This is a genomic window from Bradyrhizobium sp. 186 (assembly GCF_023101685.1).
GTDB lineage: Bacteria > Pseudomonadota > Alphaproteobacteria > Rhizobiales > Xanthobacteraceae > Bradyrhizobium.
Map to the genome: position 1 here is coordinate 5,685,004 of NZ_CP082164.1, position 15,197 is coordinate 5,700,200.

Genomic DNA, 15,197 nt, shown 5'->3' on the forward strand with positions numbered 1-15,197 from the left:
ACTAGTTCGGCACCGCAGCCTTCGGCGCCGGCTTGGCGGCCGCGGCATTCACGGTAACGCCGTGCAAGAAGTCGTAGGCCGCATGCAGGGCCTTGTCGTCCTTCTCTTCCGGCGGCACGTAGGACTGCGATCCCGTCTGCTCGGAGCCGTCAGCGGCCGAGAGATGGCCGCGCATCGAGGCCTCGCCCATGGTGTCGACGCGACCCTTGAGTTCGGCCGGCACGTCCTGGAGGATCTCGATGTCGGGGGCGATGCCCTGGGCCTGGATCGAACGGCCCGACGGCGTGTAGTAGCGCGCCGTGGTCAGTGCCAGCGCGCCACTGCCCGCGCCGAGCGGAATGATGGTCTGCACCGAGCCCTTGCCGAACGAGCGCGTCCCGATCAGCGTCGCGCGCTTGTGGTCGTGCAGCGCGCCGGCCACGATCTCGGAGGCCGAAGCCGAGCCGCCGTTGACCAGCACGATCAGCGGCTTACCCTTGGTCAGGTCGCCGCCATGCGCGGTGAAGCGCTGGGTCTCCTCCGGATTGCGGCCGCGCGTCGACACGACTTCGCCACGCTGCAGGAACGCGCTCGACACCGAGACCGCCTGGTCGAGCAGTCCGCCCGGATTGTTGCGCAGATCCATCACATAGCCGGCGAGCTTCTCCGGCGGGACCTGCTTGGAGATCGCCGCAATCGCCTTCTTCAGGCCGTCGGTGGACTGCTCGTTGAACGAGGTGACGCGGATATAGCCAATGTCGCCGTTTTCGACGTGGAATCGCACCGGGCGCACATGGATGATCTCGCGCGTGATTGCCATGTCGAGCGGGGCATCGGCCCCCTTGCGCACGATCGTGAGCTTGGTCTTGGTATCGACCGGGCCCTTCATTTTGTTGACGGCCTGTTCGAGGGTCATGCCTTGCACGGCGTCGCCGTCGATCTTGCTGATGAGGTCACCGGACATGATGCCGGCCTTGGAAGCCGGCGTGTCGTCGATCGGTGAAACGACCTTGACGAGGCCGTCCTCCATCGTGACCTCGATGCCGAGCCCGCCGAACTCGCCGGAGGTGGTCTCCTGCATCTCGGTCCAGGCCTTGTCGTTCATGTAGCGCGAATGCGGATCGAGCGAGGTCACCATGCCCGTGATGGCGCCTTCGACCAGCTTGGCATTGTCGGGCTTCTCGACATAGCTCGCCTTCACGCGCTCGAAGACTTCGCCGAACAGATTGAGCTGGGAATAGGCGTCGTCCGCGCCCGCTGCCGCCCGTGCCGCCCATAGTCCGCCGTGCGGACCGGATACGAGGAGGGTCAGACACGCTCCGGTGAGCGCGCCCAGAGGGAACAGCAGGGTTTTCCGCATGGGTAGGCTTGCCTTTTTGCTTAGCGGTTCTCTTGGGGCTTGGGAGCCGCCATGCAAATGGCGATCCAGCCTGTTTCTCACAATACCATTCTGGTTTCTTCAAGGCCGGCGTACCCGTCGGGTGGGTATGCCGCAAAAATCCCTTCGCCCTGGCCTAAACTTTTGGCAACGTTCGCGGACCGCCTCGCGCAAAGCGGGAATCGGTCGGCCGCCCCACGCCTCGCAGCTATGCGATTTTAGGATAGTTTTGGAGCGCCGGACGGGATAGGCGATGGCATAAGACTTCAAATTCTCGGGAGGCAACAATGAACGAAGCGCTCCGGCCGCAACGGAACGTCGAACTCGGCGCCAGCAACGAGCCGTTCCAGAACCTGCACGAACTGATCCGGAAGGCGCGCTCCAACCTCAACCAGAACGCCTGGGACTATATCGTCGGCGCCGCCGAGACCGAGACCACGATGCGCCGCAACCGCCTGTCGCTGGACGAGATCGCTTTCCGGCCCCGCGTGCTGCGCGACGTCCGCAAGGTCGACGGCTCCGTCGAGCAGTTCGGGCGCAAGATGCGCCTGCCGGTGGTGCTGGCCCCTGTCGGCGCGCTGGAGATCTTCGATCCGGATGGAGCGGCCAGCGTGGCACGCGGCGCCGGCGCCTTCGGGGCGGCGCACATGCTGAGCTCGGTGTCCGAGCCCGGTCTCGAGAAGACCGCCGAAGCCGCGCCGGATGCGCTGCGCCTGTTCCAGCTCTATGTCCGTGGCGACGACGACTTCGTCGCGGATGTCGTCAGCCGCGCCGTGAAGCACACCTACGCCGGCTTCTGCCTGACCGTCGACACTGCCCATTACAGCCGTCGTGAACGTGACATCGCCAAGCGTTACGTTCGCGAGAGCCGGCTGCGCGCCACAGGCGGCGACTTCCAGAAGGGTCTGGAGTGGCGGACCGTGAAGATGATCAAGGACAAGTTCAATATCCCGCTGATCCTCAAGGGCATCGCGACCGCCGAGGACGCACAGATCGCGGTCGATCACGGCGTCGAGTGGATCTACGTCTCCAACCATGGCGGCCGCCAGCTCGATCACGGCCGCGGCGCCATGCATGTGCTGCCCGAGATCGTCGAGGCCGTGAAGGGCCGCGCCAAGATCATGGTCGACGGCGGCTTCTGCCGCGGCACTGACATCGTCAAGGCGATCGCGGCAGGCGCCGACCTCGTCGGCATCGGCCGGCTGCAATGCTGGGCGCTGGCGGCAGCCGGCGAAGCCGGCGTAACGCGGATGCTGGAGCTCTTGGAGGACGAAGTGCTGCGCTGCCTCGGCCTGCTGGGAACCACCTCGTTCGCCGAGGTCAACAAGTCCTGCCTGCACGCGGCGACTGCCACCAATGCGCCGAGCGTGTTCAGCGCGTTCCCGCTGTTCGACATCGAGCCCTATCGATACTGAAAGGATGCAATGACACCGCTCTCTCCCGGCAGCGCGGATGCGCTTCTGTTCGATCTCGGGCGCGTCGTGCTCGACATCGATTTCTCCAGGGCGATCGCCTGCTGGGCGGGACATGCCGGTTGCAAGCCCGAGGCCATCGTCGCGCGCTATGTGCGTGACGAGGCCTACCGGCTGCACGAGGTCGGCAAGATCAGTGACGAGGATTATTTCCAGTCGTTACGCGCTTCGCTCGGAATCGGTATTTCGGATGCGGAGTTTCTGGAGGGCTGGAACGCGATCTTCGCCGGCGAGATGCCCGACATCGCCGAGCTTTTACCGCGCGCGGCCAAGCAGATGCCGCTCTACGCCTTCTCCAACACCAACCGGCCGCATGTCGACCATTTCTCGAAGAAATATGCCGATCTGCTCGGCCATTTCCGCGAGCTGTACCTGTCGTCCAGTATCGGTCTGCGCAAACCGGACGCGGAAGCCTTCGACCATGTCGTGGCCGCGATCGGCGTGTCGGCAAGGCGTATCGTGTTTTTCGACGACCTCGCTGAGAACATCGAGGGAGCGCGGGCGTGCGGATTGACCGCGGTGCATGTGACCTCGCCCCGTGATGTTGGCAATGCATTGAAAGCGCTGGGGATCTGACACCAGCCCCGTGGCGGCTTTAGCAGCGGCAGCCGGAAGTTCCGGGAACCGGGATCGGGAACCAAATCACTTTGTGCATTTTTGCACAGAGTTCCTGGAACGGAATGCCCGCATCCGGACTCTTGAGTCCGTTGGGACTTTTACGGATGGACGCATCATCGTGTTGGGCAAGACCTACCTCACCAAGCAGGCCTCTCTTCTTCTTGAATTCGCCAGAACCACCTCGGATTCTGATCTTTCTGCAAAGCTGATCAGCAAGGCTGCCGACCTCAAGTCGCAGGCCGACCCGCTGCCCGACAGGGATCAGGGCCCCGCGGCGCCTGACGTCAGTCCGGGCAACTTGTCGGGGAGCTGACCGAATGCTGGCCGTGGCTCTCGTCATTCTCGTCCTTGCCATGGCCACGCTCCTCCCGGTCTGTCTCGTTCTTCGGAGTATGCCGCGCCGGAGCTGATACTAATCTTCCAACGCAGAGCGGGTGACGCCGGATGAATAATCCCTCTCGCTGCCGTTTTGCCTCTGCGCCCGCACTCGGTTAGAACTCTCGCCGCCCATTCGTCCGAACGCGCCGAGCAGGAGTTTTCGCCCGTGGCCTTGATGCCGGTTTCCGATGCGCTTGCTGCCGTGCTCGCGGGCGCAGAGCCTCTGGCCGAGGAAGCGGTCCCTCTCACCGATGCCTTCCATCGCGTGCTCGCGCGCGATGTCGCGGCACGGCGCACGCAGCCGCCGCAGGCGATGTCGGCGATGGACGGATATGCCGTGCGCGCGGCCGATGCGGCCAAGGTCGACGCCCAGCTCACCGTGATCGGCGAGGTGGCGGCCGGCCGGCCGTTCGCGGGAACCGTCGGCGCCGGCGAAGCGGTGCGGATCTTCACCGGTGGCGTCGTTCCCGATGGCGCTGATGCCGTCGTGATCCAGGAGGACACGGTCGCAAACGGTAAGCGCATCACGATCAAGGAGACCGCAATTGCCGGACGGCACATCCGCCCCGCGGGCGTCGATTTTCGCGAGGGCGACGTGCTGCTGCGGACGGGCACCCGCCTTACCGAGCGAGGCCTGGCGCTCGCCGCCGGCATGAACCACCCGTCCCTGCCTGTCCGCCGCCGACCGAAGGTCGCTATCCTCGCGACCGGCGACGAGCTGGTGATGCCAGGCACCGCACCCGGCCCAGGACAGATCGTCTATTCCAACGGCTACGCCCTGCACGCGCTGGCGCGCAGCGAGGGCGCCGAAACGATCGACCTCGGTGTCGCCGCCGATACGCTGGAGGCCACCACCGCCGGCATCCGCAGCGCACGCGAGAGCGGCGCCGACATCCTGATCACGACCGGCGGCGCGTCGGTCGGCGACCACGACCTGGTCCGGCCGGCGCTCAACGCCGAGGGCATTTCGATGGCGTTCTGGAAGATCGCGATGCGACCGGGCAAGCCCATGATGCACGGGCGTCTCGGCGCGATGCGCGTGATCGGCCTGCCCGGCAATCCGGTATCGTCCTATGTTTGCGGCTTCCTGTTCATGGTGCCGCTGATTCGCGCGCTGTCGGGCCGCGAGGTGATTCATCACCGCCGCGAGCGCGCCGTGCTCGGCCGCGATGTCGGTGCCAATGATCAGCGCGAGGACTATCTTCGCGCGCGCCTGGAGCTGCGCGAGGACGGCACCCTGGTGGCCCTTCCCGTCAACCATCAGGATTCTTCGCTGCTTGCGAATCTTGCTGCGGCACAGGCACTTCTCGTGCGCGCACCATTCGCGCCGAAGGCCGAGGCGGGCATGCCCTGCGAGGTGCTGCGACTGCCGGTCTGAATGCGTCGACCACACGCGTTCCGCGAAGTTCGTCGCGTTCACGGTAAATTAAGCAGTTGCGGAACACATATCGAACATATAGTGTCCGTTCATGATTTGTTTCGAGCATCTGGCGGTTCGCCGCTGAATTCACCGTCTCGGAATCGAACGACATCAACCGGGGGATTTGGTCAAGATGTTAACGCGCAAACAATACGAGCTTCTGCGGTTCATCAGCGAACGTCTGAAGGAAAGCGGCGTGCCGCCCTCCTTCGACGAGATGAAGGACGCGCTCGACCTGCGCTCGAAATCGGGCATCCATCGCCTGATCACCGCGCTCGAGGAGCGCGGCTTCATCCGGCGCCTGCCCAACCGGGCCCGCGCCATCGAGGTGATCAAGCTGCCCGAGCTCCAGGCCGCCGCCGGTAGCCGCCGCGGCTTCACGCCGAGCGTCATCGAGGGCAATCTCGGCAAGGTGCGCTCCAGCGCGCCGGCGGACGACGGCGAGCGCCCCGTCGCGGTGCCGGTGATGGGCCGCATCGCGGCCGGTACGCCGATCGAGGCCTTGCAGACCCGTAGCCACACCATCAGCGTACCGCCGGACATGCTCGGCTCTGGCGAGCACTACGCGCTCGAAGTGCGCGGCGATTCGATGGTCGAGGCCGGCATCCTCGACGGCGACATGGCGCTGATCCAGCGCAACGAGAGCGCCGATACCGGCGACATCGTCGTGGCGCTGATCGACGACGAGGAAGCAACGCTGAAGCGCTTCCGCCGCCGCGGCGCCTCGATCGCCCTCGAGCCCGCCAATGCCTCCTATGAGGTGCGCATCCTGCCGCCGAACCGGGTGAAAATTCAGGGCAAGCTGATCGGGCTGTACCGGAAGTACTGAGCCTATCCGGCGGTCATTCGATACACATTGGAGCGGACGGATTGTCCGCTCCGGCTGGATAGTCTTTCTGGTTCTGCACAGATTATCCGGCCACCCCTCCGGCGCTACATCCTCGGCACGCCGCACGAAGCGCCCACTGCTTCGCGGCCTTGAGAGACCGAGGAGACAACCATGCGCAAGATCGCTTTAAGCACAATCACCGTGGCGCTGATCGCAGCATCAGCGTCGCAAGCCCTCGCCGCACAGTCGCGTCATCATGTCCGCAAGGAGGCGGCGGTCAGCGAGCAATTCCGCAATGCCCGCAACGCCGTCGAGCAGCCGTCGCAACCGGCTTGGCAATATTCGGGCTGGTCCGCGCCTGCCGGCCGCTGACGTCGAGGCTTGCTAAATGCACTGGAGCAGACTTTGTTCCCAGCGCATTTGAAAAAGATAATGTGATCGCGCTCTACGGATGTGAGCCGCAGATTTGCCCACAAACAAGCATAAGATCACAGTTTCCACTCTGATAGAGGCCTGCGCCTCCGAGAGAGGCGCGGGTTGCTATCCTGAATGAGGAGCGCCCGATGTGTGACTACAGCCTGCATGCCGTCGCGACGCGTCCCGCCGAAGTCGGCGAGACGATCGTCACGACAAACTTCCGCGGCACCTCGACGCGCGGCTTCGCCTCCGAAGCCGACATGTCCGTCGCGGTCTGCCTGCTGCCGGGAACGGAGCTCGCCTTCGCCGACAACGTCCGCTACGACAATCGCTGGATCTGGACCCGCACCATCAACTCCCGTGTCGGAAAATTCGGCAAAACCGATCCGCACATTCCCGATCGCCATCACGACGCGATCGAATTCCCCGACGGCAAATACGTGCTGGTGACGCAGCTCGTCGAAGGACAGCGCGCAACCGTGCTGCAACTGCCGGTGACCCAGCCGCTCGGCGAGCACAAGCCGCAGATCATCGCCGACAGGCAGCCGACCGTCACCCGCCTGCCGATCGGCTGACGCAGCCGCTCCGGCCGACTGGTCGAGACCAGGATTGAAATCGCTATCGCCGGCTGTGGCCGGCGACGTGGAGCGGTTTGTATCTCTCGAAATCCGATCGGGAAAATCAGCTCGCCGCAGCTCCCCACCGCACGAAGTTTGCGCTGTCCTGCCTGAATTTTGAACGTCCGTTCCGCAGCCAAATGGCCGATGCTGTTGCGGTTTGAGGGGGCGGACCTGTTCGATGAAGACCTTCATTCGCGTCGTTGAACTCTGGGTGCCTGACCCGACGCGCATGCGGCTGGAATTCGGTGGCGGCCTCTACAGCGAAGGGCTGTCCGCGTTCAAGGCCGTGAGCGAAGATCTGCGCTTCGGATATGACGAGGGCCTTCCGGGCAAGGCTTGGGCCAGCGGGCACCCCGTGATCCTCACCAAATTCACCAACTCCTATTTCAAACGGACCGATCAGGCCATCGAGGCCGGACTGACCTGCGGCGTGGCGGTGCCGGTGTTTGCGGGAGAATTCCTGCAAGCCGTCATGGTGCTGTTCTGCGGCGACGACGAGGCGCATGTCGGCGCGGTCGAGCTCTGGCACAACGATCCCGAGGTCTCCCACGAGATGGGCCTCGTCGACGGCTATTACGGCACCGCCGACATGTTCGAGTTCAATTCGCGGCACACCAAATTTCCACGCGGCTTCGGCCTGCCCGGACGCACCTGGAAAGCGGGCATGCCGCCACGACGCCACGAGCTTCCTGCGCTGGGAGGATGCCTCCAAGGTCGGGATCAACCTCGGCGTCGGCGTTCCCTACCGGACCGGCGCCGACCACAGCGCCGACCATACCTGGGTCCTGACATTCCTCTCCGCGCAGGCAACGCCGATTGCGCAACGCTTCGAGATCTGGGTGCCGAACGAGGCCCGTTCGGCGCTGGTCTTTCGCGCCGGCGATTGCAGCGCGCAGACCGACCTCGCCGCGCTCTACGCGACACAATCCATCGCCAGGGGCGAAGGCAGCATCGGCGGAGCGTGGGCAACCGGCATGCCCGCGCTCAACGACGATCTGGCGCATGACTGCTCGATCGCAGCCTCGCAGGCCTGCGCCTCCGGACTGAGCCGGCTGGTGGTGCTGCCGGTGATCGGGAACGCAAGTCTCGAAGCCGTGCTGGCCTGGTATCTGTAGCCCGTCCGCTCAGTCCTCGGCCTGCAAGTCAGCCTCGGAGGGCGTTGCGTCCTTGCTGCGGGGCGCGGCCGTCTTCGGCGCAAGGCTTCCGTCGAAATCACCTTCGCCGGCGGCGGTCGGCAACCAGGGGCGGCTTGTGCCTCTCGCCCTCACCGCCCGAACCGCAAACCCGTCATCGCGCTGCGTCAGCGCCAGCGCGCCCTGCGTTGCGAGACGCTGGCGATCAACCACCATCGCCGCACAATCCGGCGGCGCCGGTCGTGCCGTCACCACCAGCGCGGCGCGGCTGCAATCATCGGCCAGCGCGTCGATGCGCAGCGCCAGCGCGACCAGGCGCCCATCGGCGAGCGGCGTCACGCAGCCGGACTCGTCGCACGACACTGCATCGCTAAGCGAGGCATTACCGCCGTCGCGGGAATCGGCGTCGGCCGCAAGCCACTCCTTCAGCAGAAAGCCATCCTTGTTCGCCCTGATCAGGTGCAGGTGCCCGTCCCTGCCCCGCACAGCAATGCTCTGGCCGTCACCGGCAATCAGAATGTCGGGCTGCCGGACGGAAAGCCCCCAGGCGATCGAAGCCAGCAGCACCAGCGCGCCTGACCAGCGCAAGGGTGTGCGCAGCAGGCCCATCAGGATGATCCCGAGGCTTGCCGCGATCAGCGGCGCGATGCCGAAGGCGCCGATGCGCCCGACCGCGCCGGGCAACGCGGCCACCCATCGCGTGACTGCGATCATCCAATCGATGCCGATCCCCATCAGCCACCAGAACGGGCCGTCGAGCCCGAAGGGAGCCGCGAGCAATCCCAACAGTCCGGCCGGCATCACCAGCGCCGACACCACCGGCATCGCCGCGAGATTGGCGAGAACGCCGAACGGCGTGACGCGATGGAAATGGAAGGCGGCATAGGGCGTGGTCGCAAACCCCGCGATCAGCGAGGCCAAAAACAACATCGCGATCTCGCGGCCGCCCCACATGGCAATGCGCGCGGTCGCGGAATGATCCGGCGAGGCGAACAGGTTCGGCATGCCGACCTGCACCAGCGCCACCAGCCCGAGCGTTGCCGCGAACGACATCTGGAAGCTCGGATGCACCAGCGATTCCGGCGCGACGGCAAGCACGATCAGCGCGGCCACGGCCAACGTGCGAAAGGTGATGGCGCGGCGATCGACTATCACCGCGATCAAAACCACCGCCGTCATGAAGAACGATCTCTGCGTTGCAACCTCCGCGCCCGAGAGCAGCAGATAGAACGCCGCGGCGACCAATGCCGCCGCCGCCGACCATTTCTTGATGGCAAAGCCGACCGCCAGTCCCGGGATGAGCGCGAGCAACGCCCGCACCGCGAAGAAGACGACGCCGGCCACGACCGCCATGTGGTAGCCGGAGATCGAGAGCACGTGGCCAAGGCCCGAGATGAACATGGCGTCGTTGACGGGTGTCGTGATCGCATCGCGCCGGCCGGTGAGCAGCGCGGTCGCGATCGCGCGGTTGTCGCCGTCGAGCGTGGCGCGGATGCGCGTGTCGATCGCATCGCGCAGGCCCTGCATGAATGCGGCATAACGCAGCCGCAAGCCGGCGGCATCTGATGGCACCGATGCCGCGATCGCGCCCATCACGAAACCAGAGGCGCCGATACCCTGAAAGAACATGTCACGCGAGAAATCATAACTGCCGGGCCGCACCGGCGAGAGCGGCGGCATCAGCCGCGCCTTCAACTGCACGAAGCTGCCGACCTCGGGCGCGGTGCCCTTGCGCACCGACAGGCGCACGCGCTCGAGCTTGACGTCGCTGCGCTGCGCCTCCATCGAGGTCACGCGCAGCACGAAACGGTCGGTGCGCTCGCGGATGTCGCGGGTCTCGACGAAACCCGACAGCGATACAGAATAGAGCGGCTTGGCCAGCACGGTATGGGCGATGCGCGCCGTCTTCCAGGTCGCCATCGCAAAACCGGCTGCGACCGCCGCGATCATGATGGCGGGAGCAAACAGCCGGCTCCGCCACAGCAGGACGGCGCCAAGCGTGAGCGCGACCGCCGTCGCGGCAACGACCCAGAGCACCGGCTCATGATCGGCGGCGAAATAGAGCGCGATGCCGCAGCCGAAGGCGACGGGCACCCAAGGCAACAGCCGCCCTGCGCCGGCTTCCGCGCTCAGCCACGCGCGCAAGGTCTCGACGATCGACGGCCAAATGCCAAAGCCCGCCGGCACAAAGCCACCGGCCGGCGCGGTGCGGCCGACGGGCCAAGTCTCCGCGATACCCTGGGACCGTACTGGCCGGCCCGGCTCCGCCATTCCCTACGCCTTACGATACGCGACGGGAGCGGAGGCTACCGGAACGTGCGGCTGCGCGAATAGCGGTACAGATCAGGAACGAACCGTGACGGCCCTACTTTTCCTCTTCCATCGTCACGGCCACATCCGCCTTGGCCGAGAGCCGCACCTTGTTGCCCTCGACATCGGCGACGAGCCCCTTGTCGATGAAGTGATGGTGGCCCTTATGGCTGCCCTCGCCGCTGTCCTTCTTGGTCAGCTTGATGCGGTTGCCCTCGACACGATCGACCGTGCCGACATGGACGCCGTCGGCGCCGATGACTTCCATATGCTCAGCGATGTTCTGCATGGTGGGATCCTTTGTTGGACCCACACAACGCCTGAGAGGCCTTTCCGTTCGTTCGTGACAAAGCCGCCCGGCGCGACGGGCGACCGTTCCATCGCAGGACGGGTCAGCCTCGGTTCAGGTCGATTGAGCCGAAAGTCTCATAAGACGCCAGCCCCGGCGGGATTACACTGCTTCTACGCCTCCCCGGCAGACGGGCAGGTCGTGATAGCTCGCGGTACCGAAGAGACCGCGAGCTCTTTCTCAGGTGGCTCAAGCGTCCCTGAGACCAGGCGTTGCGGACGCAACTCGCAATTCTCGCCTGTAGCGTCGCGCACCAAGTGTACTCCGCGAGCAAATGGGCGCTGAAAAGCGCCAGGAGTAGCGTTTGAATTTGATAGGAGCAGCACATGGCAGTTCAAGTACCGAGCGATTTTCGCCGCGTGATTGTTGCTGCGTCGGTGGGAAACGTTATCGAATGGTATGATTTCTATATCTTCGGCAGCCTGGCCGCAGTTCTGTCGGTCAAGTTCTTCGAGCAGTCCCACCCGGTTGCAGCCCTCCTCAGCACGATCGCGCTGTTCACTGCGGGCTTCCTGATCCGCCCGCTGGGAGCCTTCCTCTTTGGATGGATGGGCGACAGGGTCGGACGAAAGTATACGTTCCTCATCACGCTGAGCGGAATGGGACTGGGTACGGGGGCAATCGGGTTGATCCCAACCTACCAGTCCATCGGTCTGACGGCGGCGTTCGTGCTGTTCGGCTTGCGCATGATCCAGGGTCTGTGCCTGGGCGGCGAATATGGCGGCGCCATCACCTATGTCGCGGAGCATGTGCCGGACGACAAGCGCGGCTACTACACCGGCTGGCTACAGACCTCACCGACTCTCGGCATCGTGGTGTCACTGGCCGTGATCATCCTGACACGGACTTGGTTCAGCAATGAGGTCTTCGACGAATGGGCCTGGCGCGTTCCATTCCTGGTGTCTTTCCTGCTGGTGGCCATCGCGATCTACATTCGGCTCCAGCTCCAGGAGACGCCGATCTTCCAGGAGATCAGGGCCCGCGGCCAAATGACGACGAATCCGTGGAAGGAGGCCTTCCTCAGCTCCAACATCAAATACATCGGGATCGCGATCGTGGTCCTGATCGGACAGGGCGTGGTATGGTACAGTGGCCAGTTTTGGGCGCTGTACTTCCTGCAGCAGGTCTCCAAGGTGGATGCGCTGACCTCGGCCTATATCGTGGGAGCCGCGCTGCTGATCGCAACACCGAGCCTGATCTTCTTCGGCTGGCTGTCGGATCAGATCGGCCGCAAGCCGGTGATCTTGGGCGGCATGCTGCTCGCCGCGATCACGTACTATCCGCTGTATCTGTGGCTGGGAACGGTGACGCAGCCCGGCAACATCAACTATCCGATCGCGATCTTCATCATTTTCATCCTCGTTTGCTACGTCGGGATGGTCTACGGGCCGGTTGGCGCATTCCTGGCGGAATACTTTCCGGCCAGGATCAGGTACACGTCGGTATCGGTGCCGTACCACATCGGCAACGGCTGGGGTGGCGGATTAGTGCCGTTCATCACATCGGCGGCCTTCGCGGCGACCGGCAGTATCGGCTACGCCCTGATCTACCCGATTGCGGTACCTGCGGTGTGCTTCGTGCTTGCGGTCTTCCTGATGCCGGAGACTCGCAAGATCAGCATCTGGCAACCGATCGAGCCCAGAACCGCATCGTAACGTGATCACCTCTTCTCCGGCCGCCAGCCGATGGCGGTCGGAGAAGAGCCGGCAACCTCTCGTCTCAGCGGGCGCGATGAGGCCAGTGATCGTGCCACCAGGCACTGAAGTCGCGATCGGTCATCAATTCCCAAGCAGCGAGCAAGATCACCAATAGGCCCGACAATACGCTGCTGACCGTGGCCGATACGGGCTCATAGCCAATGGACCATGGCGCCAGCACCAGAGCCAGGCCCAGCAGCATTTCGCCCCATTCTTCCAGGTAGGACGGAATCACAAAGGCTTCTACGGCAAACAGCATGACGCCGAGCCCGAGTGCGATGGTGAACCAGACAGCTGCCCCGGATAAACCCAGGACAAAGGACGACAGGACCAGCCATACGCCCACCAACAGGCTGGCAGCGTCTTGCCAATGTTGGATGCGCATAATGCTCACCTCCCTTCTCGTATTTATGTGGGGACGTACTGATGAAAAATCATCCGTCCGGCCTGCGTTGTGTTGCCGCGACTGCCGGTCCAGAACCGGCGTTCAATCCTGGCCGCCCAGGCCCTGGAAAGGGCCCTTGCGAGTGCGGCGCACCAGGATGCAGACTGTCGGAGCTTGACAGGTGTCAATGTCTACCGTTCTCGGCCCACCCAGTTCGCGCCCGGAACAAGAAGGAGATGACGCCATGCGAGAAATGGAAATCCACGACTATGCGCGGCAGTTGCTGGAAGCACATGGCCCCAAAGCCATTGCCGAAGCCGCCCAGAACGCCATCGATCTCGCGTCAAAGGGCGAGCTCGAACGGGCACGAACCTGGCGGCATATCGAAGACGCCATGAAGCTCATGCGCGGGCCACACCAAAGCTGAAACTGCTGGCGGTCGGGCGAAGCTGCCTGACGGCGAGCAGCGCGCCATGCCGGATTGAGGCGGACGCGACGCCAACGCTGAACGTGGACCACAGTCCGTCGCAAGCCGCTCGGTTGCGGCCGAACGGCAACGCGATCTCAGGACACTGATCTGGGAGCGAAGCCATGGTTGCGAAATGTGCGACAGCCGAAGATCTCGTGAAGGCGATCAAGGACGACAACTTCCAGATGATCGATTTGCGGTTCACAGACCTGCCGGGGGTGTGGCAACATTTTTCCGTCCCGCCAAGCGCGGTGAATGCCGATGCGCTCAATGAGGGCATTGGATTCGATGGCTCATCGATCCGCGGCTTCCAGGAGATCCAGGAAAGCGACATGCTAGTCGTCGCGGATCCGGCGTCGGCCTTCGTCGACCCCTATAGTCAGGCAAAGACGCTGGTCCTCATCTGCAACATCAGAGACCCGGTGACCGGCCAATCCTATAGCCGGGATGCCCGCTACATCGCCCAGAAAGCCGAAACCTACCTTAAGGGCACCGGGCGCGCCGATACGAGCTATTTCGGCCCGGAAGCGGAGTTCTTCGTATTCGACGACGTGCGCTACGGACAGGGCATCAACTACGCCATGCACGAAATCGACTCCAGCGAAGGCAGCTGGAACACCGGCGCAAAGGAAGCGCCGAATCTAGGCCACAAACCGCGCCCGAAGGAGGGATACTTTCCCGTTCCTCCGACCGACAGCATGCAGGCGCTACGCACCGAAATGGTGCTGACGATGGAATCTCTGGGGATCCAGATCGAAGCCCATCACCATGAGGTCGCAACCGGCGGCCAAAACGAGATCGACATGCGCTTCAACACCCTCACCCGCATGGCTGACAACCTGATGATCTACAAATACGTGGTGAAGAACACCGCGCATCAGCACGGCAAGACCGCGACATTCATGCCGAAGCCCCTGTTCGAGGACAACGCTTCGGGCATGCACGTTCACCAATCGCTGTGGAAGGGTGAGACCAATCTGTTCTACGACAAAGGTGACTACGCCGAGTTGAGCCAGCTCGGCCGCTACTACATCGGCGGGCTATTGAGCCACGCCTGGGCGTTGTGCGGGCTGTGCGCCCCCACCACGAACTCCTATCGGCGTCTGGTTCCGGGCTATGAAGCTCCGATCAACCTGGTTTATTCCCAGCGCAATCGCTCAGCCTGCTGCCGGATTCCGATGTATTCGCCAAATCCACGCGCAAAGCGCGTCGAGTTTCGTTCGCCAGATCCATCCTGCAATCCCTATCTGGCCTTTGCCGCGATGCTGATGGCCGGCCTTGACGGCATCGACAACCGGATCGACCCGGGCAGCCCGATCGACAAGAACCTGTACGACCTCCCGCCCGCGGAGGCGAAGGAGGTGAAGTCGACGCCGGGATCGCTGGATCAGGCACTTGACGCCCTCGAGCGCGATCACGCATTCCTGCTACGCGGCGATGTCTTCACCGCCGACGTGATCGAAACCTGGCTCGACTACAAGCGAAAGAAAGAGGTCGATCCTATTCGGCTGCGCCCGCATCCCTACGAGTTCCATCTCTACTACGACATCTAGCCAGCGGTGGCCGCGCGGTCGCAAAGCCCGCGGCGACCGCAGCGATCATCACGGCACACGCCAACAGCTGGCCTCGCCGCAGCAGCAGGGCGTAAGCGAAAAAAGTAGATCTTCATCGTCATTCCGGGGCGCGAAGTCGCGAGCTATGATGCGCAATTGCGCATCTGAGAATCCATAGCCACCGATCGGG

General features: G+C 63.9%; 16 protein-coding genes. 11 read left to right on the forward strand and 5 right to left on the reverse strand.

Annotation, left to right across the window (positions count from 1 at the left end):
- Position 1 precedes the first annotated feature (1 nt).
- A complete protein-coding gene (locus tag IVB18_RS27320; RefSeq protein ID WP_247983523.1) occupies positions 2 to 1,339 on the reverse strand; it encodes a S41 family peptidase in 1,338 nt (445 codons plus the stop codon).
- 305 nt (positions 1,340 to 1,644) lie between these two features.
- Here IVB18_RS27320 and IVB18_RS27325 point away from each other — a divergent pair, with 305 nt between their 5' ends.
- From IVB18_RS27325 to IVB18_RS27355, 7 genes are all read left to right on the forward strand, one after another.
- A complete protein-coding gene (locus tag IVB18_RS27325; RefSeq protein WP_247983524.1) occupies positions 1,645 to 2,772 on the forward strand; it encodes an alpha-hydroxy acid oxidase in 1,128 nt (375 codons plus the stop codon).
- A gap of 9 nt (positions 2,773 to 2,781) precedes the next feature.
- Complete coding sequence (locus IVB18_RS27330) at positions 2,782 to 3,405, forward strand: HAD family phosphatase (protein ID WP_247983525.1); 624 nt, start codon at positions 2,782 to 2,784, stop codon at positions 3,403 to 3,405.
- A 160-nt stretch (positions 3,406 to 3,565) separates the two neighbouring features.
- Positions 3,566 to 3,760 (forward strand): hypothetical protein, encoded by a 195-nt coding sequence (locus IVB18_RS27335; RefSeq protein ID WP_247983526.1) that lies wholly within the window; start codon positions 3,566 to 3,568, stop codon positions 3,758 to 3,760.
- Positions 3,761 to 3,991: 231 nt separating this feature from the next.
- Complete coding sequence (glp, locus tag IVB18_RS27340; RefSeq protein WP_247983527.1) at positions 3,992 to 5,203, forward strand: gephyrin-like molybdotransferase Glp; 1,212 nt, start codon at positions 3,992 to 3,994, stop codon at positions 5,201 to 5,203.
- A 175-nt stretch (positions 5,204 to 5,378) separates the two neighbouring features.
- A complete protein-coding gene (gene lexA, locus IVB18_RS27345; protein ID WP_247983528.1) occupies positions 5,379 to 6,074 on the forward strand; it encodes a transcriptional repressor LexA in 696 nt (231 codons plus the stop codon).
- A 171-nt stretch (positions 6,075 to 6,245) separates the two neighbouring features.
- Positions 6,246 to 6,446 carry a hypothetical protein gene (locus IVB18_RS27350; protein WP_247983529.1) on the forward strand — a complete coding sequence of 67 codons (201 nt, stop codon included), beginning with the start codon at positions 6,246 to 6,248 and terminating at the stop codon, positions 6,444 to 6,446.
- Positions 6,447 to 6,637: 191 nt separating this feature from the next.
- On the forward strand, positions 6,638 to 7,066 hold the full coding sequence (locus tag IVB18_RS27355) for a hypothetical protein (RefSeq protein WP_247983530.1): 429 nt from the start codon (positions 6,638 to 6,640) through the stop codon (positions 7,064 to 7,066).
- 106 nt (positions 7,067 to 7,172) lie between these two features.
- Here IVB18_RS27355 and IVB18_RS27360 read toward each other — a convergent pair whose 3' ends face one another.
- A complete protein-coding gene (locus IVB18_RS27360) occupies positions 7,173 to 7,835 on the reverse strand; it encodes a hypothetical protein (protein WP_247983531.1) in 663 nt (220 codons plus the stop codon).
- Positions 7,836 to 7,950: 115 nt separating this feature from the next.
- On the opposite strand from IVB18_RS27360, the gene IVB18_RS27365 reads away from it, so the two are divergent.
- A complete protein-coding gene (locus tag IVB18_RS27365) occupies positions 7,951 to 8,226 on the forward strand; it encodes a hypothetical protein (protein ID WP_247983532.1) in 276 nt (91 codons plus the stop codon).
- A gap of 9 nt (positions 8,227 to 8,235) precedes the next feature.
- Here IVB18_RS27365 and IVB18_RS27370 read toward each other — a convergent pair whose 3' ends face one another.
- Positions 8,236 to 10,515 carry a ComEC/Rec2 family competence protein gene (locus IVB18_RS27370; RefSeq protein WP_247983533.1) on the reverse strand — a complete coding sequence of 760 codons (2,280 nt, stop codon included), beginning with the start codon at positions 10,513 to 10,515 and terminating at the stop codon, positions 8,236 to 8,238.
- 94 nt (positions 10,516 to 10,609) lie between these two features.
- Positions 10,610 to 10,843, reverse strand: a complete 234-nt coding sequence (locus IVB18_RS27375) for a DUF2171 domain-containing protein (protein ID WP_128925944.1) — start codon at positions 10,841 to 10,843, stop codon at positions 10,610 to 10,612.
- A gap of 386 nt (positions 10,844 to 11,229) precedes the next feature.
- On the opposite strand from IVB18_RS27375, the gene IVB18_RS27380 reads away from it, so the two are divergent.
- A complete protein-coding gene (locus tag IVB18_RS27380; RefSeq protein WP_247983534.1) occupies positions 11,230 to 12,558 on the forward strand; it encodes an MFS transporter in 1,329 nt (442 codons plus the stop codon).
- Positions 12,559 to 12,622: 64 nt separating this feature from the next.
- On the opposite strand, the gene IVB18_RS27385 is transcribed toward IVB18_RS27380, so the two are convergent.
- The gene (locus IVB18_RS27385) at positions 12,623 to 12,985 is read right to left on the reverse strand and encodes an SPW repeat protein (RefSeq protein ID WP_247991743.1); all 363 of its coding nucleotides are present in this window, start codon (positions 12,983 to 12,985) and stop codon (positions 12,623 to 12,625) included.
- Between the two features lie 244 nt (positions 12,986 to 13,229).
- Between IVB18_RS27385 and IVB18_RS27390 the strand changes: the two genes are divergently transcribed.
- Positions 13,230 to 13,412, forward strand: a complete 183-nt coding sequence (locus IVB18_RS27390) for a hypothetical protein (RefSeq protein ID WP_247983535.1) — start codon at positions 13,230 to 13,232, stop codon at positions 13,410 to 13,412.
- Between the two features lie 164 nt (positions 13,413 to 13,576).
- Positions 13,577 to 15,007, forward strand: a complete 1,431-nt coding sequence (gene glnA, locus IVB18_RS27395) for a type I glutamate--ammonia ligase (RefSeq protein ID WP_247983536.1) — start codon at positions 13,577 to 13,579, stop codon at positions 15,005 to 15,007.
- The last annotated feature ends 190 nt before the right edge of the window (positions 15,008 to 15,197 follow it).

What these genes read in the sequence shown, in the direction of transcription:
- IVB18_RS27370 (WP_247983533.1), bottom strand. Translation starts at nt 10,515, where the DNA reads ATGGCGGAGCCGGGCCGGCCAGTACGGTCCCAGGGTATCGCGGAGACT.
- IVB18_RS27350 (WP_247983529.1), top strand. Translation starts at nt 6,246, where the DNA reads ATGCGCAAGATCGCTTTAAGCACAATCACCGTGGCGCTGATCGCAGCA.
- glnA (WP_247983536.1), top strand. Translation starts at nt 13,577, where the DNA reads ATGGTTGCGAAATGTGCGACAGCCGAAGATCTCGTGAAGGCGATCAAG.
- IVB18_RS27355 (WP_247983530.1), top strand. Translation starts at nt 6,638, where the DNA reads ATGTGTGACTACAGCCTGCATGCCGTCGCGACGCGTCCCGCCGAAGTC.
- IVB18_RS27330 (WP_247983525.1), top strand. Translation starts at nt 2,782, where the DNA reads ATGACACCGCTCTCTCCCGGCAGCGCGGATGCGCTTCTGTTCGATCTC.
- IVB18_RS27325 (WP_247983524.1), top strand. Translation starts at nt 1,645, where the DNA reads ATGAACGAAGCGCTCCGGCCGCAACGGAACGTCGAACTCGGCGCCAGC.
- IVB18_RS27375 (WP_128925944.1), bottom strand. Translation starts at nt 10,843, where the DNA reads ATGCAGAACATCGCTGAGCATATGGAAGTCATCGGCGCCGACGGCGTC.
- IVB18_RS27385 (WP_247991743.1), bottom strand. Translation starts at nt 12,985, where the DNA reads ATGCGCATCCAACATTGGCAAGACGCTGCCAGCCTGTTGGTGGGCGTA.
- IVB18_RS27380 (WP_247983534.1), top strand. Translation starts at nt 11,230, where the DNA reads ATGGCAGTTCAAGTACCGAGCGATTTTCGCCGCGTGATTGTTGCTGCG.
- IVB18_RS27320 (WP_247983523.1), bottom strand. Translation starts at nt 1,339, where the DNA reads ATGCGGAAAACCCTGCTGTTCCCTCTGGGCGCGCTCACCGGAGCGTGT.
- IVB18_RS27390 (WP_247983535.1), top strand. Translation starts at nt 13,230, where the DNA reads ATGCGAGAAATGGAAATCCACGACTATGCGCGGCAGTTGCTGGAAGCA.
- lexA (WP_247983528.1), top strand. Translation starts at nt 5,379, where the DNA reads ATGTTAACGCGCAAACAATACGAGCTTCTGCGGTTCATCAGCGAACGT.